We start from the raw sequence: 26885 nt of genomic DNA, 5'->3' as shown, positions 1-26885 counted from the left end.
GTTACGTGGCTCCCGTTACGCCAGTTCGGGCCGCGCGAAGCGGCGGTTTTTCAGCACCGGCAGCACGTCGCGCGCATGCGCGATGCGCGCCGGATCCAGGTCGGCGAACACCAGTGCCTCCTGCTCGCCGGCCTGCGCGATCGCCACGCCCAGCGGATCCACCACCAGGCTGGCGCCGATGTTGCGCGGGCCGCATTCGCCCACCGCCGCCACATAGCAGGTGTTCTCCAGCGCCCGCGCCGTGCTCAGCACCGACCAGTGCGCTTCCTTGAGCGGTCCCTTTACCCAGGCCGACGGCGCCACCAGCACGTCGGCGCCATCCAGCGCCAGGCGGCGCGCCAGCTCGGGAAAGCGCAGGTCGTAGCAGGTCATCATGCCGACCCGCATGCCGGCCACCGGCACCAGCGGCGGCACCTCGTCGCCCGGCACCACGTTGACCGACTCCTGCATCGAGAACGCGTCGTACAGGTGCAGCTTGCGGTACTGCGCCACGATCTCGCCGCGGCGCAGCGCCACCTGCGTGTTCCAGACGCGCTCGCCCGCGGCGGGCGTGTGCACGGTCATGATGACCGTCAGGTCGAGCCCGCGCGACAGCGCCTGCAACTGCGTCATGAACGGGCCGTCCAGCGGCTGGGCGGCGCGCCGCACCAGGTCGGGGTCGGCGATGTCGCGCGCCAGGATGCCCTCGGGCAGCACCAGCAGGTCGGCGCCGGCCTCGGCGGCGCGGCGCATCAGGTCCAGGCAGACGCGGGCGTTGTCTTCCCAGACCGGGCGGACGGCGAATTGCCCCATGGCGATTTTCATAATGGATTCCTCGGTGTTCAGTGCGCGTGCGGAAACAGCTCGGTCGGCGTCATGACGCGGTCGGCCAGTTGCTGGGCGTGCAGCTCGGCGGCGAAGTCGCCGATCATCTTCAGGTTCGGTTCCAGGCCGTTGCGGTTCCAGGCCTCGGGCAGGTCGCGCGAGGTCTGGATCAGTTCGTCCAGGATCCACGGCGTGGTGTCGGCATACTTGCGGCGCTTGTCCAGCCACAGCGCGGCTGATGCGTCCAGCGCCTCGCTCAGCGCCTGCGCCACCCAGGGATGGGCGTTGGCCAGCGCCGGCTTGAGCCCCAGCAGGTGGATGCCCGGCACGTAGCCGACCTGACGGAAGTAGTCGACCTCGCTGTCGCGGCAAGAGGGCAGCAGTTGACGCAGGTCCGACCCGGCGTCGAAGAAGCCGTCCGGCATGAAGGGCGTGAACACCGCCTCCAGTTCGCCGGCGCGCAGCAGGTCCACCAGCGGGCGCTCGTCGGCCACCGCCTCGATCACGCCGGGCCGGCCGAAGCCGCCCAGCCGGTCGGTGATCGGGTGCGCGCCGGTCAGGCGTCCCACCTTCCACACCGCGTCCTCCACGCCGATGCCCTCGCGCCGCAGCAGCGCGCGGGTCCAGGTATTGCCGGAGTCCTGCCAGCCGGTCATGCCGATGCGGGCGCCGGCCAGTTGGTCCAGCCGCGTGATGCCGCTGCCGCGCGTGGTGATGATGCAGCGGTGGCGAAAGCCGCGCATCAGGAAGTGCGGCACGCCGACGATGTCGTCGCGGCCCCGGGCGCGGCCCAGGCAATAGCGGCTCATCGACATTTCACCGGCGTCGAAGCGCGGGTCGCTGGCCAGGTCGTCGGGCAGGGCGCCGACCCGGTGGATCTCCAGGTCAATGCCGCGGGCGGTCACATCGCCGAGGGCGAGCGGGACGATGTAGTCCCAGTCGCGCACGGCGAATCGGATCTTGATGCTCATGGATGGTGTCCTCGCGGCCGGACGGCCGCGGTGGGGGGAGGGAAGGGAATTGCCGGCCCGCGCCTAGTCCAGGCGGATGCCGCGCGCCTTGACGACGTCGCGCCAGAAGTCCTGCATGCCGACCTGCATCTTGAGCAGGTCGTCGCCGTACAGGTCCAGGATGTCGTTGCCCGAGTTCAGGATGAACTCGCGCAGCGCGGGCGTCCTGAGCGCCTGGCGCAGCGCTTCGCGCAGCTTGGCCAACGCCGCGGGCGGCGTGGCGGCCGGCGCGTACAGCGCGGTCCAGCCGTACAGCGTCAGGCTCGGATAGCCCAGCTCGGCCACCGTGGGCACCTCGGGCGCATCGGCCACGCGCTTGTCGCTGGTGGCGGCAATGGCCACGGTCTTGCCGGCCTTCACGTACGGCAGCGCCGAGGACGGCGTATCGAACAGGATGTCGATGGTGCCGCCGATCAGGTCGGACTCGGCGGCGGCCGGCCCCTTGTACGGAATGTGCGACAGTTGGATGCCGGCCAACTGGCTCAGCAGCTCGCCCAGCAGGTGCGGGTTGGTGCCGGGGCCGGCGCTGCCGTAGGTCAGCTTGCCCGGCTCGGCCTTGGCGCGCGCGATCAGGTCCTGCACGCTGCGGATGCCCGAGGCCTTGCTGGCCACCAGCACGAACGGCGAGCGCGAGATCACGCCGATGGGCGCGAAGTCCTTGTTCTCGTCATACGGCAGCTTGCGGCTCAGCACGATCGGCAGCATCACCATGGCGCTGGAGGCGCCGGCCAGCAGCGTATAGCCGTCCGGCGCCGCCTTGGCCACGGCGTCCACGCCGATGGCGCCGCCCGCGCCCGAGCGATTCTCGACCACGAAGGACTGCCCGAGCTGCTCGCCCATCGTCTTGCTGACGGCGCGCGCCAGCACGTCGGACGACGCGCCCGGCAGCGTGTGCACGATGACCTTGATGGGTTTGGACGGATAGGCGTCCTGCGCCTGGGCCGGGCCGGCCAGGGCCAGGCCCAGCGTCGCGGCGACGGCCAGGCGGTGGATAGCGTTCATGGATTTTCCCCTTGCTGTTCTGGTCCGGGCGCCCGCGTCGGGCGCCATCGGCAGGGCCATTGTCGGCAGGCGGGCTAATATGCGTCAATGTCGAAATTCGGCGTGATACTTGCATAACGCACAACTGTTTGGAGGCCCGCCATGAACTTCATGGCCTTGGAGGCGCTGCGCGCCTTCGTCGAAGGCGGCAGCATCGCCGAAGCGTCCCTGCGCATCCATCGCAGCCCGTCGCAGGTCAGCCGGCTGCTGGCCATGCTGGAGGACGAGGCCGGCTTTCCGCTGCTGCTCAAGGAAGGGCGGCGGCTATCGCTGACCGAACAGGGGCAGGGCTTCTACCAGCGCATCGACGAGATGCTGCGGGCCGGTGACGCCGTGCGCGAATACGCTCGCGGCGCCCGGCGCAAGAACCGCACCCATGTCAACGTGCTGGTGGCCCAGCACCTGATCGAGGGCCTGCTGGTCGACGCCGTGGCCCGCGCCGTGCAGGAGGACAATGCCTTCGGCGTCACCATCAATGCGCGCATGCCGCCCAATGTCGATGCCTGGATCAGCCAGCAGCAGTTCGACCTGGCGCTGGCGCAACTGCCGGTCGAGCATCCGCTGCTGACCACCGAGATCCTGGCCGAATCGCGCGCCGTCGCCGTCCTCAGCGGCGCCGACGCGCGCGCCGCGCAGGCCGTCATCACGCCGCGGATCCTGGGCCAGGGCCGCTTCATCGGCCTGCCGCAGCGCGGCGCCCTGCATCACCGCTATGCGCGCGCCTTCGCCCAGGCCGGCTACGAGCCCGATGCGCAGTTCGATGTCTCGTTTGGCTTCATCGCCTGCCAGTTGGCGGTGCGCGGTTGCGGCGCGGCCCTGAGCGACCCGCTGTCGGCCCTGTCGCAGATCCACCTGGGCGCGCAGATCCGCCGCTTCGAGCCGGAAACGCCGCTGCAATATGGCCTGATCTACCCCAAGGCGCGCCCGCCGTCGCCGGCCGCGCAACTGCTGATCCGGCACCTGCGCGCCGTCGCGGCCGAAAAGCTGCGCCACGTCGAGACGCTGGTCGCCACGCCGGCTGACGGCGCGCCCAGGCCGCGCCGTCGCAAGCCGCGCGCCGCCTGACCGCTCACCGGACAGGATTTCATCGCCGCCGCGCCGCCCACATATAGCCGGGAGTAATATGGCGCGTCTGGCGGCCGGCTTCCGTCTCCTCGCATCCCTCGCGGTGTCCGTACTGAAGCGCCCCAGCGCGACAAGAAGACACAAGGAGAGAGGCAAGTGGAGAAGCAAGAATCGGCCGGCTGGTATTTCGGCTGGAACATCGTCGGCGCCGCAACGGTGCTGACGCTGCTCACGGTGGGCCTGCGCATGGGCATCGGCCCGTTTTTCCTGCCCATGGCGGACGGCCTGGGTTTTTCGCGCAGCCTGCTGTCGGGCATCGTCGCGGCCGGCATGCTGTGCTATGGCCTGGCGATGCCGCTGGCCGGCTACCTGGTCAGCACCCGCGGCACCCGCTTCGTGCTGCTGACCGGCGCCGCCATCGTGGTGGCCTCGTCCATCTGGACCGTCTTCGCGCGCGGCCCGATCGAATTCCTGCTGTCCTTCGGCGTGGCGTTGTCGGTCGGCCTGGCCTTCACCAGCCCGGTGGCGCTGACCCCGGTCATCAGCCGCTGGTTCACGCGCCAGCGCGGCATGGCGCTGTTCTTCCTGTCCACCGGGTCCATGGCGGGCATCGCCCTGATGACGCCCACGCTCACCTTTGCCATCGGCGCCGTCGGCTGGCGCGAAACCCTGCTGGCCTTTGCCACCCTGTTCGCGTTGCTGACCGTGCCGGTGGCCTTGTTCGTGATGCGCGACCAGGCGCCCGAGCACACCGACCTGCTGCCGCACCAGATCGTCGAGAAAAAATCCGCGTCGCGGCCCGCCGCCAAGGGGCCCGAGCCGCGCGTCAAGGACGCCGTGCGCACGCTGCCGTTCTGGCAGGTGGCGCTGGGCCTGTTCGCCTGTGGCTTCAGCATGAACCTGCTGGGCACGCACGGCATGCCCATGTTGATGGACCATGGCTTTGACGCCACCACCAGTTCGCTGGGCATCGGCCTGATCGGCCTGGTGGCGATCTTCAGCACGCTGGTGCTGGGCCGCATGTCGGATCAGGTCGAACGGCGCAATATCCTGGCCGTCATCTATCTGGTGCGCGGGCTGGGGTTCTTCGCGCTGGTCATGGTCGGCGCGCATTGGGAACTGTACGCGGCCGCCACCATCGGCGGCATCGTCTGGGCCGGCAGCATCGCGCTGTCGTCGGCCATCCTGGCCGACGTCTACGGCGTGCGCCTGGTGGGCGTGCTGTACGGGCTGACCTACCTGGGCCACCAGGTCGGCGGCATGATCAGTTCATGGCTGGGCGGCTGGGCCTTCGAGGCCTTCCAGACCCACTGGGTGGCGTTCGGCGCGGCCGGCGCCCTGCTGCTGCTGGCCGCGGCCATCTCCCTGCAACTGCCGCGGCGCGGCGCCTTGCGCGCCGTGCCGGCGATGGCGGCGGGCGGGCGCTGAGCCCGCGCCGCCATCCGGCTCAGCGGTCCTTCAGCAGCGACACCAGCTCGGGCACGTAGCGCTCGCCGCCGCCCTGGCTGACCGCCTGGTCATAGGTGTGCAGCACGGCCGCGCCGATCTCGCGCACCGCGCCGGTCTCGGCCGCCATGGTGTTGTAGTAGGAAAGATCCTTCTGCGCATTCGACATGAAAAAGCGCAGCGACGACGGGTCCTGTTCCAGCAGATACGGCTTGAGGCGCTCCAGCGCCACGCCGCCGCCGCCGCCCTTGGTCAGCACCTCGGCGAACACCGCCGGGTCGATATCGGCGCGCAGCGCGCAGGCGGCCGCTTCCGACAGCAGCGCGATCGCGCCCAGCGACACGTAGTTGTGCAACAGCTTCATGCGGTGGCCCGCGCCCACCGGACCGGCGTGCGCGATATTCTCGGCAAAGCACGCCAGGATCGGTTTGCATTCCTCGAACAGGGACTTGTCGCCGCCCACCAGCAGGTTCAGGCGGCCTTCGGCGGCTTCCTTCGGCGTGCGCGTCATGGGGGCGTCGAGGAAACGGCCGCCCTTTTCGGTGACGGCCTCAGCCACCTTGACGGTGGAGGAGGGAATGGCGGTCGAGCAGTCGATGATCACCGTGCCGGGCCGCAGGCCTTCCAGCACGCCGCCGGGCGACAGCAGCACCGCCTCGACCTGCGGACTGCCCGTGACGCACAGGATGATCACGTCGGACTGCGCCGCCAGCGTCGCGCCGTCGGCGCAACTGGTGGCGCCCGCCGCCTTCAGCGCGTCCAGCGGCTGGTTGCCCGGATGTTCCAGCACCGTCAGCGCGTGACCATGCTTGACCAGATTGCTTGCGATGCCATGGCCCATCAGGCCGATGCCCACCATACCGATTTTTGCCATCTTCCACTGCTCCTGCCACACGGGCTGTTTGTTATGGCATAAATCTTACTCTCAGATCCGCGAGGATCCGGACGCCGCACCGCCGTGGGGCACGGCGCCGCGGTCCTTGCCGGACGGCCTTACGGCGCCCCGCCGCATGCCGGGCGGCGAGGCGCCAAGACCAGGCTGGCGCCGGGGAGGGCGGCAGGGCCAGCCGGCGCCGCGCATCACACGATGCGGATGCTCAGTTCCGGCAGGCCGTCCACGTGCGCCACGATCACATCGCCGCGCACCACCGGGCCGACGTTCTCCGGCGTGCCCGAATAGATCAGGTCGCCGGGAAACAGCTCGAACGCCTGCGACAGCCGCGAGATCTGCTCGGCCACCGACCAGATCATGTGCGACAGCGTGGCCTGCTGCTTGCGCTCGCCGTTGACCGCCAGCCAGATGTCGCCTTCCTTGTAGTGACCGGTCTGGGCTACAGGATGGATCGGGCCGATCGGCGCAGCGTGATCGAAGCTCTTGCCGATCTCCCACGGCTTCTTCTGGTCGCCCATGCCGCGTTGCAGGTCGCGCCGCGTCATGTCCAGCCCCAGCGCGTAGCCGTAGACGCAGTCCAGCGCCTTGTCCAGAGGAATGTCGCGGCCGCCCTGGGACAGCGCCGCGACCAGCTCCACCTCGTAGTGGTAATTCTGCGTCAGCGGCGGGTAGGGATGGTCGGTCACCGTGTCCGGCAACACCACCTGGATCGCGTCCGTCGGCTTCTGGAAGAAGAACGGCGGCTCGCGGCTCGGGTCCGAACCCATCTCGATGGCGTGGGCGGCGTAGTTGCGGCCGATGCAGTAGATGCGGCGCACCGGAAAGCGCAGCGCGCTGCCGGCGATCGGCACGGTGGTCTGCGCCACGGTAAACGGGGTTTGGACGGCCTGGGTCATCGCGGGTCTCCTGAAGGTTGCGAGGGTTGCCGCCAGCTTAGGTCGGCCTGGCCTGCCCGGCCTGGAGACGATTACGCAATCCGTGGACGATTCCACGCATTTCGCCGCGCGTCCTGTCGTGTCCTTTTTGCGCGGCTTGTGGCGGGTAGTCGCCCAGGGTGGGGGCTTCGCAGCGGGTCGACCTTACCGCCGGCGGCCTCACCGCGCCTCACTGGGCATCGGCCCTGCCGCGCCTCGGCTTCACCGCGCCTCCGCCTCGCCGCCGCGCAGGCGCTCGCGGTAGCCGGTCGGGCTGACCCCTTCCAGTTGGCGGAAGCGGCGCGAGAAATAGGCCTCGTCCGCGAACCCCGCCGCATGCGCCACCTGCGCCACCGTGCGCGCCGTGTGCGCCAGCAGGTCGCGCGCCAGCGCCATGCGGCGCTCGGCCACCAGCTCGGTGAAGGTCTTGCCGGTCTCTTTCTTGAGCAGGTGCGCCAGGTAATTGGGCGACAGGAATGCCGCCGCCGCCGCGTCGTTCAGCGTCAGGTTCTCGGCCAGGTGCGCGCCGATGTAGGCCAGCACCCGCCGCACGCTCTCGCGCCGGCTGCTGCCGGCATGGTGCCGCGCCAGGTGCAGCAGGTCGGCCTCGTAGCGGCCGCAAACCAGCCCGATCAGTTGCAGCATCAGGCCGCGGATGACCGTCGTCGACCCGAACCCGCGGCGCCGGTTCTGGTCCGTCAGGCGTCCGATCAGCGTCTCGGCCTCGGCCAGCCCGTCCGCGTCCAGCGCGAAATCCAGGTACTCCTGGAACAGGAACGGCGCCAGCGCCGGCGCCTGCGCCATCGGCACGTCCTCCAGGTCCAGCGGATCGACCGCCAGCTCCGGCCACAGGAAGCGCTGCGCGAAATTGATGATGACGTAGCGCGCGCCCGGCGGATGCGGCACCAGGTGCACCCGGTACGGCAGCACGAAACTCAGCCCCCCGCGCGGAAACGGCCGCGTGGTGCCGCTGATGGTCTGGCGCGTGTCGCCCTCCAGGTTCACCTGGATCTGGAAATACTCGTGCCGGTGCGGCTGCTCCAGCGGTTCGCGCACCTGCTGCGCGCGGATATCGAAATCGAAATAGTCCGCGCGCTCGGCCATGCCGTAGGTCTTGATGCGGTTCATGCGGGCGGTGAAGAAAGGGGCAATTGCATGGGAAGACTGTAGCGCCGGCGCGACGCCGGCGCCAGTTGCGCCGGATATTGTCCGTTCACCGGTCGCCAGGCGCCGCCGCTGGCGCGCGCCCGGCGGTTTGCGCTACCGTGGGGCATTGCGCAGCGCACCTTTCCCTCGCCATGACAGACACCATTCCCGCCGGCTTCGCACCCTGGCTTCCCAGCAGCCAATTCATGCGCCACCTGGCGGACCTGGGCGGCTTTTACCGGCGCGACGCCGACGACGTGCTGGCCATGCGCATTGGCACGGCCCACGGCAACATGCATGGCATGGCCCACGGCGGCCTGCTCGCCACCCTGGCCGACAGCGCGCTCGGCTTCGTCATCGCTCACCAGTGCCAGGCGTCGGTCGTCACCGCGCAGATGTCGGTCGAATACCTCAACGCCGTCATGCCCGGCGACTGGCTCGAAGCCCACGTCACCATCGACAAGCGCGGCAAGCGCCTGATCTACGCCACTTGCCACCTGAAAGTGGACGAACGCCTGGTGCTCAAGGCCAGCGCCGTCTTCGCCGTGCGCCAGGCTGCGGTGCCCACCTCGGACGGCTGAACGGTCGGCTTGCCCTTGGGCCGATGGGGCCGCCGTGGCTTCGCCCCACGCCGCGGAATCGGCGGCGGCAAGCCGCCGGCGCTGTCACCGGCCTACAGATACGGCGTCGCCAGCCAGATCACCTTGTTGCGCAGCCTCTTGGCGAACGGCGCCTGCTGCAGCTCCTCCAACGTCTGGCGGCGCCCCGCGGCCACCTGCGCGTCGATCCGGGCGCTCACCCAGCGCGCCACGTCCACGTCGTAGATCTCGGTATCCAGCTCGAAATTGAGCCGCAGGCTGCGCGGATCCAGATTCGACGATCCCACGTAGGCCCAGCCGTCGTCCACCGTCATCAGCTTCGAGTGGTCGAACGCTCCTCGCGAGCGCCATACCCGGCACCCCGTGCGCACCACCTGGTCCAGTTGCGCCGTCATGGCGTAATCGACCAGCCGCAGATTGTTCTTGCCCGGAATCACGATATCCACCACCACCCCCCGCCGCGCCGCCGTCGCCAGCGCGCCGATCAGTGGCTGATCGGGCAGGAAATAGGGAGACTGGATCCGCACATGCCGCTGCGCCACCGCCAGCGCACCCAGCAGGATGCTGTGCGCGCTGCCCATGGCGCGGTCCGGCCCCGACGGCACGCAGCGCATCGGCACCGCGCCATGCGGCGGCTGCGCCTGCGGATCGAACCATGGCTGCGCCGGCAGCGACTCATGCGTCGTGAAATTCCAATCGTGCGCGAACACCGACATCAGTTGCGTCACGATCGGCCCTTCCACCCGGAAATGCGTATCGACGTTGGTCGCCGCGCCCGACAGCGCCGTCACGAACGCCGCCCGCACATTCATGCCGCCGGTGAAACCGATGCGCCCATCGACCACCAGCACCTTGCGGTGGCTGCGCAGGTTGGCGTACGGCATGCGCAGCACGCCCAGCGGATTGGTCATGAACCGCGCCACCGGCACCCCGCCACGCGCCAGCATCCGCACGATCGGCGGCCGCGAATACTTGGCGCCGATCGCGTCGATCAGCACCCGCACCTGCACCCCGCGCTCCCGCGCCTCGATCAGCGCCTGCGCCATCTCGCGTCCGATCGCGTCGTTGTCGAAGATGTAGCTTTGCATCGCCACCGCGTGCCGCGCCTCGCGGATCGCCCGCAGCATCGCCGGATAGGCTTCATCGCCGCCGGCCAGCGGCTGCACCGCATTGCCGCCCAGCAACCGGAACCGGCTGACGCGGTCCCCCAGCACCTTCAGCGACGCAAACTGCGGCCCGGAGATCGGCGCCACATCCACGCTCGGGGTCTCCACCAGCGCCGCGTCCACCAGCATCGCCTCGTCGCGCTGCTGCGACAGCCGCGTCTTGCGGATCCGATTGATCCCCGCCACGAAATAGACGGCCGCTCCGAACAACGGCGAAAACAGCGCCAGCCCCACCCAGCCGATGGCCGATCGCACATCCTGCTTGGTCATGGCCGCATGCACCGCCGCGCCCGCGCCCGCCACCACGCTGAGGGTGAACACCATGTGGGGCCAGTAATCGATCAGTAGTTGGTGTATGCGATCCATAGCAACGGCGAAGCGCGGGCCTCCAGGGAATGATCCGAGCGCCAAGGATAGCAAGGCCCGCGCACGAGCGCGGCGGGCCGCGCGCGGATTTGTCACGCGGCGAGGGGAGGAAGGCTCCCGTTGGCCCGCCGAGGTGTCATCCGTTTTACACGCCTCAAAAAAACGTGCTAGAATTCGGCCTCTTTGCAGTTGAGCACGAAACTTGTCGTGTCAACGGCGAAGCAGATCAAGTGGTGGCTGTAGCTCAGTTGGTAGAGTCCCGGATTGTGATTCCGGTTGTCGTGGGTTCGAGTCCCATCAGCCACCCCAAAGAATTCAAATGAAATCAGGCACTCGCGCGAAAAGCGGAGTGCCTTTTTTCTTTTCCGGATGGTGGCAAGATCCGGCCATGGTGGCATGCGTCAGGCGCTGCCCTTGATCTTGACGACGCGCCGGCGGTCGTACACCTGCCTGGTGGTGGCGGGGTTGGCGTGGGTTTCCGGGTTCTCATCCCGGCCCACCAGGACGGTCGCATAGTAGGCGCGCATAGTAGGCGCGCAGAGTAGGCGTGCAGGTCGTGAAAGGCGAACCGCTCGCGCCCCGGCGCCTTGATCCTGTCGGCCATGATCTTCGACCAGAGCGCCTTAAAGCCCTGCTCGGTGTACGGCTGCCCCTCCCGGTTGGTGAACACGAACATCGATTCCGGGATGGCCGACTTGCCGTCCCGCGCTTTCCGGTCCAGGTTCGCAAGCTCGGCGAACAGGTGGCGCAGCGCCGGCGTCCATTCGATCAGCCCGCGGCGGAGGGCGTCGCCCGCCTTGGCCTTGGCGAACCCCACCACAATACCGTCCTGGCCGAGGTCAGTCCTGCGCAGATTCAGGAACTCTGCGCGGCGCCGGCCGGTGAGCGCGACGAACTTGGCCATCAGCCGGCGGTCGGATGGACGAGGTGGCCCGCCGCCTTGCCGGCCTTGGCGTAAGCGGTGACGGCATCGATCAATTCGCTGAATTTGCCGCCCGCCGAGTCCATGATGGGCAGCAGTTCGCCGTCTTCAGTGATCTCGTCGGGCGAGATCAGGCTGTTGGGCGTCAGCCCTGCGCTGACGGATTGAGTAACCACCCTGGTGGCTTCCTAAAAATTACCTGTAGGTAAGTTTTATAGAAATACCTGTAGGTAACCTTGGTGGGAGGCGAAAGTAGGACTCTTCCCCGCGCTAGGCGATAGGACCAGATTTAAGAATCAATCTATTACGATTAATTCATGGCACATCACATCGCCAATGCCAAAGGGGCATGCGGAGCATGCTGGTTCCTATGGGGAGTGGTGCTCGGCCCGTTGGCGCTGTTGGCCACGATTGGGACGCCTAGGCGCTCTTCTTGGTGTTTTCCACGCCAGGTGCGTGCGTGTCGCCGAATGCTTCCACTTGCCTGGCAACCCATTGTTCGATGCCACGGCGTTGTTCGGGAGTAAGCGACTCATACGCCGCTCGGCTGACGCTAGGGAAGGGCCACGCGGTAGTATCGGCGAGCCCGTCAAACCAATACGCGGGAAGGTCCAGGGATGTCTCGAATTCTCGGACGATTTCTTCGCCCAGCTTTTTATTCCCGCTGATGATGCGGGAGACATAGTTGGCTGGCTTGCCTACCGCAGTAGCGATCGCGGCTTGTTTGCCGCCGAACCGGTCTTCCATCAGGGTCCGAAAGCGCTGCAGGCGGACTGCGTGGATATCGTCAATTTTCATGGTGTGAAGTGTTGCCTGAGAGCTACCCGCAGGTAAACAACCTGCGGGTAATTTTTCTTGTCTAAATAATTACCTTTAGGTAATATTCTGGGGTGAGTCAACAATCCCTATCCCGAACAAGAGTGCCTGTGGAGCCTCTGCTTCAGTGTTTGCGGAAGACCCCAAAACTGGAAGCGCAGGTGCGCTGTCGCCCCTTCGCGTATGGGAGGGCGGCATGACGGCACCCCTGACACCACCCGATTGCGATCTGCGGGACTTCCCGTTCATGCCGCTGTATGTCCAGCAACTGCGTGACAGCAAGCTCACTACTGCGGTGAAGCCCGACCGTGCATTTCTCGCCGTGATCCTCTGGTGCGCGTCATGGCACCAGGTGCCCGCCGCGTCATTGCCTGACGATGACACGGAGCTGGCGAAACTGGCCGGCTTTGGTTTCGTCGTGAAGGAATGGAAAAAGTACCGAGAGGGTGCCTTGTACGGCTGGATCAAATGCGACGACGGCCGTCTGTACCACCCCGTGGTTGCTGAAAAGGCGCGCGACGCCTGGGCCGCGAAGAATGCGCAGCGCTACAAGACGGAGTGCGCGCGCATCAAGAAGCACAACCAGCGGCACGGGACAGGCATTCAATTTCCGGCGCTGGAAGAGTTCTTGTCCCCCGAATATGCCGATCCAGTCCCCAAGGACATGAAGCAATCGTCCCGAGGGACAAAAAACGAGTGTCCCCAGGGACGAGATGGTGGTGTCCCTCGGGAAACAGCATCCAAGGGACAGGGAGAGGGATATATAAAAGATAGTGTGGGGAACGCGCGCGCGAGCGGCGACGACTACCTGCCCAACCCAACCCCCCACGGGACCGTCGCCAAGGCGCTGCGCGCTGCCGGCGTTCAGGTTCTCCCCAGCCAGCTCGACTTCCGCGCCTGGGTGGACAAGGGCCTGACGGCCGACGAAGCCCTGGCGGGCCTCGCCGTGGCGCGCCAGTCCAAGCCCCCGCCAGAAGCCATCCCCTGGGCCTACCTTGCCAAGGTGCTGACGGCTCAGCGCCAAGCCGCGCAGCAAATCCCGGAGAAGGGCGCCCCTCCGCAACGCCCTCCCAGCGCCAACGAACGGCGCGCCGCCTGGAACGCCAAATTGCAAAACGTCATTGCCAACGCTGGCGCACAGCCGTGGCACGAAATCGACATGGGAGTTATCGATGCAACTGGTACACGCGACTGAAGTGCCGCCTCCGGTTCCCGTGGCCTGGGCCGCTCGCGTGATCGAACGCATGCAGGCCTTGTACGGCGCGAAGTTCGCCCAGCAGTGGGAGGGTATCGAGCCTGCCCGCCTTGCCGAGGCCTGGGCGCAGGAAATCGCCGACTACACCGCCGAGGAAATCCAGCGCGGCCTGGCGTCCTGCCGAGGGCGAACCTTCCCGCCCACGCTGCCCGAGTTCCTGGGCCTGTGCCGTCCGACCTTGAACCCCGAGACGGCCTACCACGAAGCCGTGGCAGGCATGTCCGCCCGCTCGCGCGGCGTCATCGGGCAATGGTCACACCCTGGCGTGTTCTGGGCTGCCCGGCGCGTTGGCGCGTACGACCTGCTCAACATGGGCTGGCAGGCCATTCGCGGCCGCTGGGAGTATGCCCTGCGCGACGTGATGGCCCAGGGCAAGTGGGAACCTGTTCCCCACCCGCGCCAGCGCCTGGCCGCGCCTGGCGGCACTGTTTCCACCCGCGAGGAATCCCTGGCATTCCTGCGCGAGATCAAGGAGCGCACCGGCGGCGGTTTGCCGCCGGCCGTCGCGGATCACCGCTCCTGGGCCCATCGCCTCGTTGCCCGGGCCCGGAAGGACGATTCCGTTTCCCTCACCGTGCTGCGCATGGCCCAGCGGGCTATCGCCGCACCCATTGGCGCGAGCAGCGAATGAAGACACCACAAACCCTCACCCAATCCCCGGCGTTGCCTCTCTCCACGCTGTTGCCGCCGGAAGCAGTGCGCGTGTTGCAGCAGGCGGCACGGACGCCCATCACGCGGGCCGATCCGCTGGCGCGGGTCAAGGCCATCGAGAAGGCCTGCGAGCGGGTCAGGCTGGGCAACCCCGATTTTTTCCGGTGAACCCGTGCGCAAGACCGTGGCGGTCAATGAGGCGGGGTTGCGCGTTGGCGAAGACCACCCGCGCGCCAAGTACACCGACGGCGAGATCGCCATGGTGCATGCCTTGCGGGATGCGGGGTGGGGCTATCGGGCCATCGCCAAGAAGCTGGAGATGCCCCGGTCCACGGTGCGCAACATCTGCCGCGGGACGCAGCGCTGCCAGACCGCCGTGCGCGTCAAGGTCATCGCCAGTAAGCAATGCGGGTAGCGCCCATGCCAGGGGGGCCTATACCGGACCGCCTGGGGGCTAGTCTTGCGATGGTTTCTCAGAGGTTCGTACCATGCCTATCCAAAATACCCGCAGGGTCTGCGGGCCATATGCCTGCGATGGCCAGATCACGCAGTTTCCATTCGACTTCAAAGTGTTCGAGGGCGAGCAAGTCGCGGTTCAGGTGGGCGACGCGCTCGACAGGGCCAGGTCGCTGACCTTCGGCGCGGACTATAGCGTCGCACTCAACGATGACCAGGACGCCCATCCCGGCGGAACGGTGACGCTGCACACCGCCTACGCTCAGGAATACCGGGTCGCGATCATCAGCGACGTTCCCAATACCCAGCCCGACACGTTGATCAACCTGGGCGGGTTCGATCCGAAGGTGATCGAACGCGCGCTTGACCGGTTGGAGGCGCAGGTTCAGCAGGTCGATTCGATCGCGCAGCGCTCGGTGCGCGTACCGATTTTCAGCAACACCAAGCCCGATGATCTCTGGCAGGAACTGAAGAACGACACGCGTGAGGCAAAGCTGGCGCGTGAAGAGGCGCAGGGGTGGGCCGATAGCGCCCTTGGGCACGCCCGGTCAGCCGCCTCCAGCCAGCAAGCGGCCGAGGCGAGCTGGAGCAGCGCGGCCTGGCACTCCGCCAGGGCCTGGAAAAGCCAGGAGCAAGCGACGGCATCGGCAGCCGCTGCGCAAGGATCGGCGGACAGAGCTGCTGCGAGCGAGAGCGCTGCCGAACTACATGAACTGGCGGCCAGCAACCACGAAATCAAAGTCAGCGAAGACGCCGCCAACGCGCTCGGCTACGCCAACGAAGCCCGTGTCAGCGCGGCCGCCGCCAAAGAAAGCGAGACAGCGGCCGGGGCCTTCTCGACAGCGGCCAAGAATCACGCCCAAGGATCCCTGGACAGCCAGGTGATGGCGGCCAGCGCCCGCGATGCCGCGCAAACGTCCGCTGCGGCGGCTGCGAAAAGCGAGACAGCCGCGCAAGGATGGGCGAACCAAGCCAAGGCGAGCGCAGCCCTGGCGGATGACTGCATCCCACTCAGTCAAAAGGGGGCCGCCAATGGCGTGGCAGGCCTGGACGACAGCCGGCGAGTCCCCGAACTGAACAGCCGATATCCCGGCGTGCAGACGCTGCTGAACGGGACTGACTTCGACACCTGCCTGACCAGCGACGACTATTACATCAGGACCGCAGGCCCGAACGCCCCGGACGGCTTCCCCGGATTTGGCCTGCTGCGAGTTCGCACGTACGGCGAACTGACGTTGCAGGAACTGGTGCGGTGGAGCAATACCACCCACCGGTGGTGGCGGATGCGGATCAGCCATGACGGAACGTGGGGGCCTTGGCGCAAGGTGGTGGCCGAGGGCGAAGCGATGCGCCGCGTACGCCTGTTCGCCGCAACCGACGCCAACACGCTGATCGAAGACAACGTGAATTACGCCTGGTCCAACTCAGTCGTCATGGGCGTCAATTTCCCTAACATCAGGGGCGCGGGCTATCTGCTGTCCTATCACATGGCAGGCGACCTTTTCGCCCAGGAACTGACGATCCTCAGCACGGGCCGTAAGCCGTATTGCTTCCACCGGTTAGGCAATCCTCAGACCAATATCTGGCAACCCTGGCGGGTGACGGGTGCCTTCAGTAGCCCCAATTCCATGCCCAATTGGGACGCGGGCGACATCTACGTGGACGGCATTGGCTGGCACCGCTGGAATGGAACGAGGTATATGGCCGCTGTGGCCGCTGGCGCCTTGGGGCCGGGGCAAATGCTGACCGATGTGACACATTCCCGTTCGTTAAGTGTCGTCTACACCAATAGCACAGAACAGCCCATTATGGTCTATGTGCGGGTCGTGGCTAGAGGGGCCGGAATCCAGTCATTTCTGGCACTGCAAGTAGGCACCCCAATGGATACGGTTGCTGTCTGCCGCACCACACCGTCCATGGCAACTGGCGAATATATAACAGTCTCGACACTCGTCCCGCCGGGTGAGCAATATATGGCCGCCTTCAGTGACGGAGTGACCCTCGATATGTGGAAGGAGTACCGATAATGCAGACCTTCAAAGACACCGCAACCGGTCAATTCTGGCAATTCGAGGACGACGTGATTGCCGACAATTCGTCCGGCGCGTACCTGTTTTACCAAGCGGTCGCACCGCAGATGCCCGAAGACGGCGCTGACAGTGACAGCAGTGACGCCAGCAGCCCGTCCGCCCCGGCGCGCGGCACGCAGTTGAGCGTGCCGCCAACGCTCGAACCGGCCAATATCGAAGACATGCCCGCGCCCGATCCTGCCGCAAATCCACCGCAGGCTGTCACCCGCTACCAATTGCGCGAAGCGATGCGGCTGACGCCGTGGCCGCGGGACGACCGGCCGGATTGGACGCTGTTCGATGCTTTCGAGGCGATGATGAATGATCCGGCCACGCCAGCGTATTACCGCCGCGCTTGGGACGAGCTGCAAACCGTCGAGCATGGCAGCGCCATGTTCAACGCGGCGGCGGACGTACTGGGAATTGATCAGGACAAGCGGGACGACTTGTTCCGCTTCGCGGCCACGCTGAAAGCATAAAAGCAACTATGAACGAACAACGTGAAACGCAGGTCTGCCAGCAAGCGGCCGACCTTGCCGTGAAGAAGTTCTTCGCCATTCTGGGCGTGGATGTGGACGTGCCGGAACAGGTCGAAGAATTCCGCGCTGATCTGCGCTTTGGCAGAAAACTGCGCAAGGTCGCCGATCAGGGAACCGTTGCATTTATCGGCGTGGCCGCGGCCGCGCTGGCCGCTGCATTGTGGGCCGGCATCGTGTCCAACATCACAGGCGGCAAATGATGAATTTTGATACTGCATTCGATCGTCTGATCGGCCATGAAGGGGGTTACGCGAGCCACCCCGACGATCCGGGCGGCGAAACCAATTGGGGCATCACGCTGCGCACCGCGCGTGAGGCTGGCTACACCGGCTCCATGCGTACCCTGACGCGCGAGCAGGCCAGGGAAATCCACCGGGCTGCCTATTGGCGCCGCGCCAAGGCCGAGCAATACGACGGCGCGATCGCGTTCCAGGTGTTCGACGCTGCCGTCAATCACGGAATCGGCCAGGCCATCCGCTTTTTGCAGCGGGCGGTGGGCGTGGCTGACGATGGGATCGTCGGCCCGGCGACACTGGCGGCGGTGCGCGCTGTGCCCGTCGCGAATGTGCTGGCGCGCTTCAATGCGGAGCGTCTGGATTTCTACACGAAGCTCTCGACCTGGCCGGCCTTCGGCAAGGGCTGGGCGCGGCGTGTGGCGGGCAACCTGAAGTATGCGGCGGAGGATGCGTGATGGACTGGAAGGATTTGGCGGGTGTCGTCAGCAAGGCCGCGCCCGTGCTCGGCGGCATCCTGGGCGGGCCGGCCGGCGTTGCCGTGGGCGGCCTGGTGGCTACGGCGCTGGGCACCGATGCGTCGCCGGATTCCGTGTCGGCGGCCATCCTGCGAGACCCCCAGGCCGCTATAAAACTCAAGGAGCTGGAAACTAATTCTCGGGTGCAGCTTCAGCAGTTGGCGGTGACGGCCGAACAGAACCGGCTCCAGGCGGCGGCAGCGCAGCACGCCTCCCAGGCGGCCGACCGCGACAGCGCCCGTCGCTTGGCCGCGCAGCAACCCAGGGATTGGGTGCGCCCGGCCGTCACCGTCCTGTTGCTGCTGGGCGCGGCGGGCATCGTCTTCTTCGTGTTCTCCGGCATGGCCGAAGGGCTGCTGCGCGATGCCACCGCCAGCCTGACCGTTGGGACCGTGATCGGGTATTGGTTCAACGAACTTAAGCAGGTGCTGGCGTTCTGGTTCGGGACGACCGGGGAGACGCAACGCGCCAACGCCGAAGTGCGCCAGTTCGCCGTGTCGCCGGGCAGTGTGACGTTCCCGGATGACGCAGGGGGCCGCTGAGCGGCATTTGACGAGCATAGCCGCATTTATACGAGGCGCCTCGTTGCGATACCCGAGCCGACGGGTAATGGCATGCTTAGATCTGTGACAAGCCCTGTAGGAAGGAAGAATCACGAATGGAAGGTAGCACCGACTCAAAATTCACTCAAGCGTCCCAGGCGCCGGAGGTTGCCTATCTGCCTACCGCCGACCTGCAGCCGGTGAAGAATGCCGCGCGGCGAGGACGGCTGCCCCGCGGGGTAGCTTCGATCCGTAAACCTGCTGCTGCTGCTGCTGCTGCTGCTGCTGCTGCTGCTGCTGCTGCTGCTGCACCAGCGGAGCGGGTTGCGCAATCAATGACTGATCCTATTGAAGCCGTACGGCAGATGTTGGCGTCGATGCAGGCATCGCTGAATTTCGCGATGGCCGTGATCGCGGAGTACGAGAAGGCTCCGCGGCGAGCGGGGTAGGGGTGGTCATCGGAGGCCGGCGCGAGAGTATCAACTCTCCGACGGATGCGCTTGGAAAATGTGCCTGTTTAGATCTAGGCCGCAGACGCATGCAGGCGTAATCCGAGCGCGCGCGCCACCTTCAGGATGGTGGAAAAGTCCGGGGCACGTTCACCAGATAATGCCTTGTATAGGCTCTCGCGCGACAGACCGGCGTCTTTCGCTACCTGGGTCATGCCTTTAGCCCGAGCAATATCGCCAAGCGCCTTTGCAATGAATGCCGCATCACCGTCACTTTCTTCGATGCAGGCGTCCAGGTAGAGCGCCATTTCTTCCGGCGTCCGCAAACGCTCCGCAATGTCGTATTCGCGTGTCTTCAGTTTGATCATGAATTGCTCCGGTCGTTGTTGGAGCGGCCTCGCTTAATGGCTCGATGTCGTCTTGCCGTCAAGCGGCGCATGCTTACAGTTGATCCGCTAATTCATAGGCAACGGCAATATCTCGCTGCTGGGTGGATTTGTCGCCGCCAACAAGCAGGACTACGATTGTTCCGTCCCTTCGTTCCGTGTAATAGACACGGTAGCCAGGTCCTACGTCGATACGCAGCTCGGAGACCCCATGCCTCAAGTTGCGATGATCGCCGGGGTTTCCATGGGCCAGTCGCTGTATGCGTGCTTGAATGCGCGCGCGGCCCGCAAGATCCTTAAGTTTTGCTTCAAAGGCATCGTAGACTTCGGTCGTCAGAATTGTCTTCATGCGATGTGATCATGGTATCTGTCCGCGAAAAGCCTAGATACGAGTTTTATTGTAGCCTACCGGCTACAGAATGTTCAAGCTACTTGTGCCGTTTGCCATGCAATCGGTCACTCGTACACCCACAGCCTGGATCAGGCCGGCGATGCCCAGGGGCGGGCCGTCGGCCCGGGTGAACCGGGTAGCGACCGAGGTCTTGCTCCGGTACGCCATGCCACCAGTTTCCAGCGGAGACCCGCATAAAACCTAGAAATTGCGCCGGATTGTGATTCCGGTTGTCGTGGGTTCGAGTCCCATCAGCCACCCCAAAGAATTAAAATGAAATCAGGCGCTTGCGCGAAAAGCAGAGTGCCTTTTTTCTTTTCCGGACGGTGGCAAGGCTGGCATGGGCTGCGAGGTTCTCGTGCCGCCAGGCCGGTCCCTACGAATGTCGCGGTGTGGCGCAATGGCTGGAGGGCTTCGTCGCTGAGGGGCAGTTGACAGAGCCGAGGGGCAACACGGTGCGGGAGATGTTGGGCGCAGGTCGGGTCGGCGTGCGCGAACGGGCCCGCCGCCCGGGCCGGGATGTGAAGCGCGTTCACCAGGATGCGCGCGCGCTCGTCGAGCTATCCGCCCGTCGCAGGATCACCCCACATTCCGATCCAGGAACTCCCGGATCACCCCGCCAATCTCCGCCCCATGCGTCTCCAGCGCCAGGTGCCCCGTGTCGTAGAACCGCACGTCCGCGCCCGGGATGTCCCGCTTCCACGCCTCGGCGCCGGCGGGCAGGAAGAACGGATCGTTCCTGCCCCAGACGGCCAGCAGCGGGGGTTGGTGCTCGCGAAAATACGCCTGGAACGCCGGGTACTTTGCCACGTTCGACGCGTAGTCCAGCAGCAGGTCCAACTGCACCTCGGCGTTGCCCGGGCGGGACACCAGATAGCTTTCCAGCGCGATCGCATCGGGCGCGACCAGGGTCTTGTCGGGCACGCCTTCGAGATACTGCCATTCGATGGAAGCCGGCGTCGGGAAGTCGCGCAGCGCCTCGCGATTGGCCTGCGACGGCTCCTTCCAGTACCGCTGGATCGGCGCCCAGCCCTGGCCCAATCCTTCCTCGTAGGCGTTGCCGTTCTGCGAAATGATGGCGGTGATGCGGTCGGGATGCGCCGCCGCGAGGCGCCAGCCCACCGGCGCGCCGTAGTCGAACACCTGGATGGCGTAGCGGTCCAGCCCGAGCTGCTGGGTGAACTGGTCGATGGTCCGGGCCAGTTGGTCGAACGTGTAGGCGTACTCGCCGCGGGCGGGCGCTTCGGTGAAGCCGAAACCCGGCAGGTCCGGCGCGATGACGTGGTACTTGTCCGCCAGCATCGGAATCAGATTGCGGTACATGAACGAGGACGCGGCATAGCCGTGCAGCAGCAGCACCGTCGGCGCGTCGGGCGCGCCCGCCTCGCGGTAGAACACCTTCACGTCGCCCACCTGCTCGAAGCGGTGGCGGACCTGGAGGCGGGCTGCCTGCGTGTCGCCAGCCTGCGCCAGCGCCGCCAGTCCGGCCGCGCCCATCGATGTCTTCGTGGTCATGACTAATCTCCTTGTAACCGATAAATTGGATTTAAAAGGTTACTCATGATTTTGGTAACTGGTCAATTTATTTTTTATGGGTTACATTGGACGCATGCTGGAAACCGCCAAAAACCCGAAGGCCCCGCTGTTCGTCGGAGACGACCTCGCGCTCGATTTCATCAATAGTGAATTCGGGGTGGGGGCGGCGCATCACGATTGCTTCGTCGACGACGAGGCCGTGCTGGCCTGGCTGAAGCTCGCCGGGGTGCTGCCCGAGGACGTCGGCGCCGCGCCCAAGGGGTTGAAGACGCTGGCCCTGCGGCTGCGCGACAACGCCAGGTCGCTGGTGCATGCCGCCAAGCAGGAAGGGGCCTCGGATGCCAGCGTCGTCAACCAGGTGCTCCAGGCGGGGCGCGCGTCCAAGGAACTGCGGTGGGATGACGCCAGCGCGTCGTTCAAGGTGGTGCGTCAGCGCCGTCGCGACGATGCGGCCAGCTTTCTCGAACCCGTCGCGCAGGCCGTCGTCAGGCTGCTGACCGACACGCAGCTCGAACTGGTGCGGCAATGCGAGGCGCACGACTGCACGCTGATGTTCCACGACAAGACCAAGTCGCACCGGCGCCGCTGGTGCAGCATGGCCCTGTGCGGCAACCGCATGAAAGTGGCGGCGTTCCGCTCGCGCAGGAAAGGGGAATGATCCCCGCGGAGATCTCGCGCCGGGCGCGGGCGCTTCGCCGGACGAGCGCTGCCGCCTCGCGCGTGGGCCCGAAAATCGGTCGGCCCGAACGCCTGTGACGGTATGCGCCGATGGCGACGACAACGGAGAAAAACATGTTTGATCATATCGGTTTTGGTGTCAGCGACATGGATCGGAGCCGCGAGTTTTTTCTCAAGGCGTTTGCGCCGCTCGGCGTAGGGCTGGCCATGGAGGGGCCGGCAAGCATCGGCCTGGGCAGGCAGGGCAAGCCATCGCTGTGGTTGTATGCGCAATCCCGCGTCAGCGCGCCCTTGCATATCGCCATTGCCGCCGATTCCCGGGAACAGGTGGACTTGTTCTACGCCGCGGCGCTGGCGGCCGGCGGAAAAGACAACGGTCCGCCGGGCCTGCGTCCTCACTATCATTCCAATTACTATGCGGCTTTCGTGATCGGGCCGGATGGGCACAACGTCGAAGCCGTCTGCCATCGGCCCGTGGATTGAATCCGCCGTTTGGGCGGCGATTCGGCGTGCTGCTCGGCCAGCCACGCCGCCTATAGCGGCGTCAACAACGCTTGCCCCGCATACAGCCGCCGCGCATTCTCCAGGAACTTGTCCACCATCCGTTGCATCGCCTCGGGCGACCAGCCAGCGACGTGCGGCGTCACGACCAGATTGGTGAGGTCGGCAAGCCCGGCGGGCAGCAGCGGCTCGCCTTCATAGACGTCCAGTGCCGCGCCGGCGATGGTCTGGCGGCGCAGCGCGCGTTCCAGGGCGTCGGTGTCGACGACGCTGCCGCGCGCGATGTTGATCAGGTATCCCTTCGGGCCGAGCTGCGCGAGCATGGCGTCGTTGATGAGGTGGCGGGTCGAGTCGCCGCCGGGAACGGCCACGAGCAGCACGTCGGCCCACTGCGCCAGCTCCATCACGGACGCAAAATAGCGATGCGGCGAGCCCGCGCGCGGGCCGCGGTTGTGGTAGCCGACCTGCATCTCGAAGGCCTTCGCCCGCAACGCCACCTTCTCGCCGATCCCCCCCAGGCCGATGATGCCCAGCTTCTTGCCCGACACATTGGGTGGAAGCGGCAGTTGCGTGCGCCAGGCGCCTTGTCGCGTCAGTTGGTCCAGGCGCGGAATGCCGCGGATGATGGCGATCATCATGCCCATGGCGTGGTCGGCGACACAACTGTCGTTGGTGCCCGCGCCGTTGGCGACGGGGATGCCGCGCCGCCGCGCGTGTGCCAGGTCGATTCTCTCGTGGCCGGCGCCCATGGAGTACACCAGCTTCAGGTTGGGCAAGGCGTCCATCTGGTCGGCGGTCAGGCCGATGGCGCCGATGGTCATCACCACCTCGACCCGCGGCGCATGGTCGGCGACGGCTTGGGCGTACTGCTCCGGCGTCGGGGCGAAGACGACCTCGAAATGGCGGGCGATCTGGTCCCGGTCGCCTTGCGTGACCGGATTCATGATGATGAGCAGGGGCTTGGGGCAGGGCATATCGGTGGAGCAATCCATGTCAGATCTCGGTGTGCCGCGCGACCAGGCCGATGCGCACGTTGCAGAGATGCGCCTGCATCGCGGCGCGCGCGGCGTCCGGGTTGCGATCCAGGATCGCCTGCAGGATGGTCATGTGTTCTTCGCAGCCTGGAATCAGCCGCTCGGGTGCGCCGTTGCGGTCGAAGCACCGCGCCTTGATGCGCAGGTCGTGGATTGCCTGCGCCATCAGCCTGTTGCCGCTGGCCTGGGCGATGCTGTCGTGCAGCAGGTTGTCGATGCGATGGTTCTCTTCGTGGGTGGTCTGCCGCCGCCGCCGGATCTCGCTGACCTGCTCCAGCAGGGCAGCGGCCTGCTCCGGCGGCATGCGGGTGGCCGCCGCCGCCGCGGCGTCGCCTTCCAGCAGCACGCGCATCTGGAATATCTCGAGGTATTGGCGCAGCGTCGGCTCGGGCACGATCAACTGGCCGCGGGCGGTGCGCACGGCGAAGCCGGCGCCGATCAGGCGGCTCATCGCTTCGCGCAGCGGCGTGCGCGATACGCCCAGGGCGCTGGCCAGGTTGCGCTCCTGCAGGGGCTGGTTGATCGGCACCTTGCCGAGCTGGATCATGTCCAGCAGGGTCGAGTAGGCCTCGTCGACCAGGTCGCGCGCGTCCTCGGCGGGCGTCGCGGCGGTCGCCAGGGACGGGCTCGATGGGCTTTCCGTGGCGGGAAGGATGGACATGGGGATCATGGATACAGTAGGGGGAAAATGGGAAAGTTCGGATCGGCCCGCAATGCGGTCTCGCGGGCGCTGATCCAATCCGAATAGTCGCGCCAACGCCGCACGGCCTGCGCGGGTTCCAGCGCCTCGAAGCGCAGCGGCTGGCCCGGCCGCATCTGCGCCAGTCGCGGCAGGTCGGCCGAAATGACGGTCGCTATCTTGGGGTAGCCGCCGGTCGTCTGGCGGTCGTTCATGGCGATCAGGGGCTGCCCCGCGCCCGGGATCTGAATGCTGCCTGCCGCAATGGGATCGGTGATGATGTCGGCCCCCCGGGCATGCGCGATGGCGGGACCCGTCAGGCGCAGGCCCATGCGGTCCGACTGCGGGGCCAGGTGATACGTGGCGCCCAGAAACCGCGCGATTTCGCCGGGCGCGAAATGATCCTGCTGCGGACCGAGGACGACGCCAATCGGCCCGTCCCGGTAGAACCACTGGGCCTCTCGGGCCGTCAGCCAGCGCCGCGGCGACCGGCGCCGGCCCGCGCCGGTCGCCAGCAGATCGCCGCGGGCCAGCGCGCGTCCGTCCAGGCCCCCGAGCCGGGCGCGCGTCAGGGTGGAGGCGCTGCCCAGGACCGGCGTGACGGCGATGCCTCCGCCGACAGCCAGATAGCCGCGCACGCCGCATTCCAGCGGGCCGATGGTCAAGCTGGCGCCCGCGGGCACGCGGTGCGATTGCCAAGGGGCCAGCGCGCGCGCGGGCGAAGTGCCGATCGCGCCCACGTGCAGTGCGGCGCCGCCGGCGAAGGCGATGACGCAGTCCGCGCCCAGCACCCGCAGCCGGCCGCCCAGCAGTGTGAACTCCAGCGCGGCGGCGTCGGGCGCGTTGCCGATGAGCGCGTTGGCAACGCGCAGTGCGCCCGGATCCATGGCGCCGGAAGGGGGCACGCCCATGTGCTCATGGCCGGGGCGGCCGAGGTCCTGCACCGTGGTCAGCATGCCGGGCGCTTCGACGAGCAGTCGCGCGCTCATGGGTCGACTCCGGGACCCGGTTGCGGACGATGGGCGGGATCGTCCTGCCAGGCGGCAAGGCGTTCGAACGTCGCCTCGTCGATGGGCCGGAACACGATCTCGTCGCCAGCCTCGAACAGAAAGGGGTTGGCGTGGCGCAGATCGAAGCTGCGCCACGGCGTGCGGCCGATCAGGTGCCAGCCGCTGGGGCCAGGCACCGAGGCGATGGCGGTCTGCTGGCCGCCGATGTTGATGCTGCCGGCTGGCGTATGCGCGCGCGGCATGGCCCGGCGCGGGGTGTGCAGGACGGGATCCAGGCCGCCCAGATAGGCAAAGCCAGGCAGGAATCCCACCATGTAGACGCGGTAGACCGGCGCCGTGTGGCGCGCGATGAGCTGCGCGGGGTCGAGCTGATGTTGCCGCGCGATGGCCAGCAGATCCTCGCCGTGTTCGCCGCCGTAGCAGACGGGCACCTCCCAGCGGCGCGGGACGGGCGCCGGCGCCAGCGCGCTGGCGTCCAGGCTGCGCGCGATCAGGTCGCGCACCGCGTCATGTTCGATTGCCAGCGGATCGAAGCCCACCGCCAGCGAGCGGTACGCCGGCACCACGCTCGACAGGCCGGCGGTCTTGCGCTGGCGCTGCCGCAGGACGTGCGCCAGCGCCAGCACGCGCGCGTTGGTCTCGGCGTCGATGTGGTCGGCGAATTCGACCAGCAGCGTGCTGTCGCCCGCGGCCACGATGCGCGGCGCGGCCGCGCCGCCGGAAGAAGGCGTGGCGGACGTCATGCTGCGCTGGCGAATGCCATGGCGTCGGTCGGATGGAAGCCCCAGGTCACCGCCTGGCCAGGCGTGCGCTGGACCGTGTCCAGGTCCAGCGGCGCATAGGCCAGGATCACCTTGTCATAGGCTTCGATGAAGACTTTCCAGTGCGCGCCGCAGAAGGTCGAGGCCACCACCTTGCCGGCATGGCGCTGGTCGCCGCCCGCCAGGCGGTTGCCCAGCCGCAGGTGTTCGGGCCGCACGCCTAGCACGCCGTCGTTGGCGGGCAGAAAATTGCACTCGCCCAGGAAGCCGGCGACGAACGCGCTGGCGGGCTTGCGGTACAGGCTTTCCGGCGAGCCGGCCTCGACGATGCGGCCCTGCTCCAGGATGACGATGCGGTCCGACAGGTTCATCGCCTCTTCCTGGTCATGCGTGACGAAGACCACGGTCAGGCCCAATTCCTGGTGCAACCGGCGCAACTGGAGCTGGATCGACTGGCGCAGGTTCTTGTCCAGCGCGCCGAGCGGTTCGTCCATCAGCAGGATGTCCGGCGTGAACACCAGCGCGCGCGCCAGCGCCACGCGCTGTTGCTGCCCGCCGGAAAGCGCGCCGGGCTTGCGGTCCGCCAGGGGCGCCAGGCTCACCAGGTCCAGCGCCTCTCCCACGCGGCGGCGGATGTCGTCGTCGTTCAGGCGCCGCATGCGCAACGCAAAGGCGACGTTCTCGAATACGCTCATGTGCGGAAACAGGGCGTAGTTCTGGAACACCATGCCGATGTTGCGGTCCGCGATCGGGGTGTGCGTGACGTCGCGTCGCCCGATCGTCACGGTGCCGGCGTCCGGATGCTCGAAGCCGGCGATGATCTTGAGCAGCGTGGTCTTGCCGGAGCCGGACGCGCCCAGCAGCGTGCAGAACTCCCCGCGCGCCACGGTCAGGTCTACCTCGGGCAGGGCGACCGAGTCGCCATAGCGCTTGTGGATGCCCGCGAGCGTCAGTTCCTTGCCCTGGCTTTCCGGCGGGCGTTGCGGGAGGATGTCGTTGGCGATATGCAT

At 66.8% G+C, this 26885-nt stretch carries 33 protein-coding genes and 1 tRNA gene; 16 read left to right on the top strand and 18 right to left on the bottom strand.

What is annotated here, in order from left to right:
* Nucleotides 1-15 precede the first annotated feature (15 nt).
* From ACUDCK_RS20445 to ACUDCK_RS20435, 3 genes are all read right to left on the bottom strand, one after another.
* On the bottom strand, nt 16-804 hold the full coding sequence (locus ACUDCK_RS20445) for a deaminated glutathione amidase (protein ID WP_054503173.1): 789 nt from the start codon (nt 802-804) through the stop codon (nt 16-18).
* 17 nt (nt 805-821) lie between these two features.
* Nucleotides 822-1775, bottom strand: a complete 954-nt coding sequence (locus ACUDCK_RS20440) for a nitrate ABC transporter substrate-binding protein (protein ID WP_175166577.1) — start codon at nt 1773-1775, stop codon at nt 822-824.
* A 63-nt stretch (nt 1776-1838) separates the two neighbouring features.
* A complete protein-coding gene (locus ACUDCK_RS20435; protein WP_054503171.1) occupies nt 1839-2816 on the bottom strand; it encodes a Bug family tripartite tricarboxylate transporter substrate binding protein in 978 nt (325 codons plus the stop codon).
* Nucleotides 2817-2957: 141 nt separating this feature from the next.
* Between ACUDCK_RS20435 and ACUDCK_RS20430 the strand changes: the two genes are divergently transcribed.
* Together ACUDCK_RS20430 and ACUDCK_RS20425 are read left to right on the top strand one after the other, a co-directional pair.
* Nucleotides 2958-3920, top strand: coding sequence for a LysR family transcriptional regulator (locus ACUDCK_RS20430; protein ID WP_144654621.1), 963 nt, complete (start codon nt 2958-2960; stop codon nt 3918-3920).
* 156 nt (nt 3921-4076) lie between these two features.
* Nucleotides 4077-5348: an MFS transporter gene (locus ACUDCK_RS20425; RefSeq protein ID WP_054503169.1), complete on the top strand. Its 1272-nt coding sequence runs from the start codon at nt 4077-4079 to the stop codon at nt 5346-5348.
* A 19-nt stretch (nt 5349-5367) separates the two neighbouring features.
* Here ACUDCK_RS20425 and ACUDCK_RS20420 read toward each other — a convergent pair whose 3' ends face one another.
* From ACUDCK_RS20420 to ACUDCK_RS20410, 3 genes are all read right to left on the bottom strand, one after another.
* Nucleotides 5368-6240, bottom strand: coding sequence for an NAD(P)-dependent oxidoreductase (locus ACUDCK_RS20420; RefSeq protein WP_049072832.1), 873 nt, complete (start codon nt 6238-6240; stop codon nt 5368-5370).
* A gap of 206 nt (nt 6241-6446) precedes the next feature.
* Complete coding sequence (locus ACUDCK_RS20415) at nt 6447-7154, bottom strand: fumarylacetoacetate hydrolase family protein (protein ID WP_175166578.1); 708 nt, start codon at nt 7152-7154, stop codon at nt 6447-6449.
* A gap of 240 nt (nt 7155-7394) precedes the next feature.
* Complete coding sequence (locus ACUDCK_RS20410; protein WP_144654623.1) at nt 7395-8300, bottom strand: helix-turn-helix transcriptional regulator; 906 nt, start codon at nt 8298-8300, stop codon at nt 7395-7397.
* Nucleotides 8301-8470: 170 nt separating this feature from the next.
* Here ACUDCK_RS20410 and ACUDCK_RS20405 point away from each other — a divergent pair, with 170 nt between their 5' ends.
* A complete protein-coding gene (locus ACUDCK_RS20405; protein WP_054503166.1) occupies nt 8471-8899 on the top strand; it encodes a PaaI family thioesterase in 429 nt (142 codons plus the stop codon).
* 92 nt (nt 8900-8991) lie between these two features.
* On the opposite strand, the gene ACUDCK_RS20400 is transcribed toward ACUDCK_RS20405, so the two are convergent.
* A complete protein-coding gene (locus ACUDCK_RS20400) occupies nt 8992-10449 on the bottom strand; it encodes a phospholipase D-like domain-containing protein (RefSeq protein WP_054503165.1) in 1458 nt (485 codons plus the stop codon).
* Nucleotides 10450-10682: 233 nt separating this feature from the next.
* Here ACUDCK_RS20400 and ACUDCK_RS20395 point away from each other — a divergent pair.
* Nucleotides 10683-10758: transfer RNA gene (locus ACUDCK_RS20395), tRNA-His, on the top strand.
* A 16-nt stretch (nt 10759-10774) separates the two neighbouring features.
* On the opposite strand, the gene ACUDCK_RS20390 is transcribed toward ACUDCK_RS20395, so the two are convergent.
* The 3 genes from ACUDCK_RS20390 to ACUDCK_RS20380 all read right to left on the bottom strand — a co-directional run bounded on the left by ACUDCK_RS20390 (nt 10775) and on the right by ACUDCK_RS20380 (nt 12169).
* The gene (locus tag ACUDCK_RS20390) at nt 10775-11353 is read right to left on the bottom strand and encodes a hypothetical protein (protein ID WP_244976802.1); all 579 of its coding nucleotides are present in this window, start codon (nt 11351-11353) and stop codon (nt 10775-10777) included.
* Entirely contained in the window at nt 11353-11547 is a 195-nt protein-coding gene (locus ACUDCK_RS20385) for a hypothetical protein (RefSeq protein WP_175166579.1), read from the bottom strand. The genes ACUDCK_RS20390 and ACUDCK_RS20385 overlap by 1 nt, the downstream gene beginning before the upstream one ends.
* Before the next feature lie 244 nt (nt 11548-11791).
* On the bottom strand, nt 11792-12169 hold the full coding sequence (locus ACUDCK_RS20380) for a helix-turn-helix transcriptional regulator (RefSeq protein ID WP_175166580.1): 378 nt from the start codon (nt 12167-12169) through the stop codon (nt 11792-11794).
* Nucleotides 12170-12383: 214 nt separating this feature from the next.
* Between ACUDCK_RS20380 and ACUDCK_RS20375 the strand changes: the two genes are divergently transcribed.
* The 10 genes from ACUDCK_RS20375 (at nt 12384) to ACUDCK_RS20330 (ending at nt 18899) form a co-directional block, all read left to right on the top strand.
* Entirely contained in the window at nt 12384-13382 is a 999-nt protein-coding gene (locus ACUDCK_RS20375; protein WP_175166581.1) for a DUF1376 domain-containing protein, read from the top strand.
* Complete coding sequence (locus tag ACUDCK_RS20370; protein WP_175166582.1) at nt 13360-14073, top strand: hypothetical protein; 714 nt, start codon at nt 13360-13362, stop codon at nt 14071-14073. Before ACUDCK_RS20375 ends, ACUDCK_RS20370 begins: the two co-directional genes overlap by 23 nt.
* A complete protein-coding gene (locus tag ACUDCK_RS20365) occupies nt 14070-14261 on the top strand; it encodes a hypothetical protein (RefSeq protein WP_116791981.1) in 192 nt (63 codons plus the stop codon). Before ACUDCK_RS20370 ends, ACUDCK_RS20365 begins: the two co-directional genes overlap by 4 nt.
* Before the next feature lie 4 nt (nt 14262-14265).
* Complete coding sequence (locus ACUDCK_RS20360; protein ID WP_144654629.1) at nt 14266-14508, top strand: helix-turn-helix domain-containing protein; 243 nt, start codon at nt 14266-14268, stop codon at nt 14506-14508.
* Between the two features lie 73 nt (nt 14509-14581).
* On the top strand, nt 14582-16576 hold the full coding sequence (locus tag ACUDCK_RS20355) for a hypothetical protein (protein WP_175166583.1): 1995 nt from the start codon (nt 14582-14584) through the stop codon (nt 16574-16576).
* The gene (locus tag ACUDCK_RS20350) at nt 16576-17097 is read left to right on the top strand and encodes a hypothetical protein (RefSeq protein WP_175166584.1); all 522 of its coding nucleotides are present in this window, start codon (nt 16576-16578) and stop codon (nt 17095-17097) included. Before ACUDCK_RS20355 ends, ACUDCK_RS20350 begins: the two co-directional genes overlap by 1 nt.
* A gap of 8 nt (nt 17098-17105) precedes the next feature.
* Nucleotides 17106-17357 carry a hypothetical protein gene (locus tag ACUDCK_RS20345; protein WP_144654632.1) on the top strand — a complete coding sequence of 84 codons (252 nt, stop codon included), beginning with the start codon at nt 17106-17108 and terminating at the stop codon, nt 17355-17357.
* Nucleotides 17354-17848, top strand: a complete 495-nt coding sequence (locus ACUDCK_RS20340) for a glycoside hydrolase family 108 protein (protein ID WP_338077835.1) — start codon at nt 17354-17356, stop codon at nt 17846-17848. Before ACUDCK_RS20345 ends, ACUDCK_RS20340 begins: the two co-directional genes overlap by 4 nt.
* Nucleotides 17848-18450: a hypothetical protein gene (locus ACUDCK_RS20335; protein WP_175143296.1), complete on the top strand. Its 603-nt coding sequence runs from the start codon at nt 17848-17850 to the stop codon at nt 18448-18450. The genes ACUDCK_RS20340 and ACUDCK_RS20335 overlap by 1 nt, the downstream gene beginning before the upstream one ends.
* A 116-nt stretch (nt 18451-18566) precedes the next feature.
* Complete coding sequence (locus tag ACUDCK_RS20330; RefSeq protein WP_445659256.1) at nt 18567-18899, top strand: hypothetical protein; 333 nt, start codon at nt 18567-18569, stop codon at nt 18897-18899.
* 74 nt (nt 18900-18973) lie between these two features.
* Here the strand turns inward: ACUDCK_RS20330 and ACUDCK_RS20325 are convergent, their stop codons facing one another.
* From ACUDCK_RS20325 to ACUDCK_RS20315, 3 genes are all read right to left on the bottom strand, one after another.
* Nucleotides 18974-19267 (bottom strand): addiction module antidote protein, encoded by a 294-nt coding sequence (locus ACUDCK_RS20325; protein WP_116791987.1) that lies wholly within the window; start codon nt 19265-19267, stop codon nt 18974-18976.
* A 73-nt stretch (nt 19268-19340) separates the two neighbouring features.
* Nucleotides 19341-19634 (bottom strand): type II toxin-antitoxin system RelE/ParE family toxin, encoded by a 294-nt coding sequence (locus tag ACUDCK_RS20320; RefSeq protein WP_116791988.1) that lies wholly within the window; start codon nt 19632-19634, stop codon nt 19341-19343.
* A gap of 621 nt (nt 19635-20255) precedes the next feature.
* Nucleotides 20256-21173: an alpha/beta fold hydrolase gene (locus ACUDCK_RS20315; RefSeq protein WP_418629225.1), complete on the bottom strand. Its 918-nt coding sequence runs from the start codon at nt 21171-21173 to the stop codon at nt 20256-20258.
* Nucleotides 21174-21285: 112 nt separating this feature from the next.
* Between ACUDCK_RS20315 and ACUDCK_RS20310 the strand changes: the two genes are divergently transcribed.
* Both ACUDCK_RS20310 and ACUDCK_RS20305 read left to right on the top strand, forming a co-directional pair.
* Nucleotides 21286-21870: a CGNR zinc finger domain-containing protein gene (locus tag ACUDCK_RS20310; protein WP_054503308.1), complete on the top strand. Its 585-nt coding sequence runs from the start codon at nt 21286-21288 to the stop codon at nt 21868-21870.
* A gap of 134 nt (nt 21871-22004) precedes the next feature.
* Nucleotides 22005-22373 (top strand): VOC family protein, encoded by a 369-nt coding sequence (locus ACUDCK_RS20305; protein WP_054503164.1) that lies wholly within the window; start codon nt 22005-22007, stop codon nt 22371-22373.
* Between the two features lie 50 nt (nt 22374-22423).
* Here the strand turns inward: ACUDCK_RS20305 and ACUDCK_RS20300 are convergent, their stop codons facing one another.
* From ACUDCK_RS20300 to ACUDCK_RS20280, 5 genes are read right to left on the bottom strand one after another with little or no spacing between them, the layout of a single operon-like run.
* Nucleotides 22424-23383, bottom strand: coding sequence for a 2-hydroxyacid dehydrogenase (locus tag ACUDCK_RS20300; RefSeq protein WP_244976803.1), 960 nt, complete (start codon nt 23381-23383; stop codon nt 22424-22426).
* 1 nt (nt 23384) lies between these two features.
* Nucleotides 23385-24086, bottom strand: coding sequence for a GntR family transcriptional regulator (locus ACUDCK_RS20295; protein WP_244976804.1), 702 nt, complete (start codon nt 24084-24086; stop codon nt 23385-23387).
* Nucleotides 24087-24091: 5 nt separating this feature from the next.
* Entirely contained in the window at nt 24092-25093 is a 1002-nt protein-coding gene (locus ACUDCK_RS20290; RefSeq protein ID WP_175166587.1) for a 5-oxoprolinase subunit C family protein, read from the bottom strand.
* Nucleotides 25090-25857, bottom strand: coding sequence for a 5-oxoprolinase subunit PxpB (gene pxpB, locus ACUDCK_RS20285; protein WP_175166588.1), 768 nt, complete (start codon nt 25855-25857; stop codon nt 25090-25092). Before pxpB ends, ACUDCK_RS20290 begins: the two co-directional genes overlap by 4 nt.
* Nucleotides 25854-26885: an ABC transporter ATP-binding protein gene (locus tag ACUDCK_RS20280; RefSeq protein ID WP_064526107.1), complete on the bottom strand. Its 1032-nt coding sequence runs from the start codon at nt 26883-26885 to the stop codon at nt 25854-25856. The genes pxpB and ACUDCK_RS20280 overlap by 4 nt, the downstream gene beginning before the upstream one ends.

Source organism: Achromobacter sp. CF-sbj1-Ac2-l (genome assembly GCF_052698165.1).
This window is presented reverse-complemented; position numbering and strand designations above follow the sequence as displayed.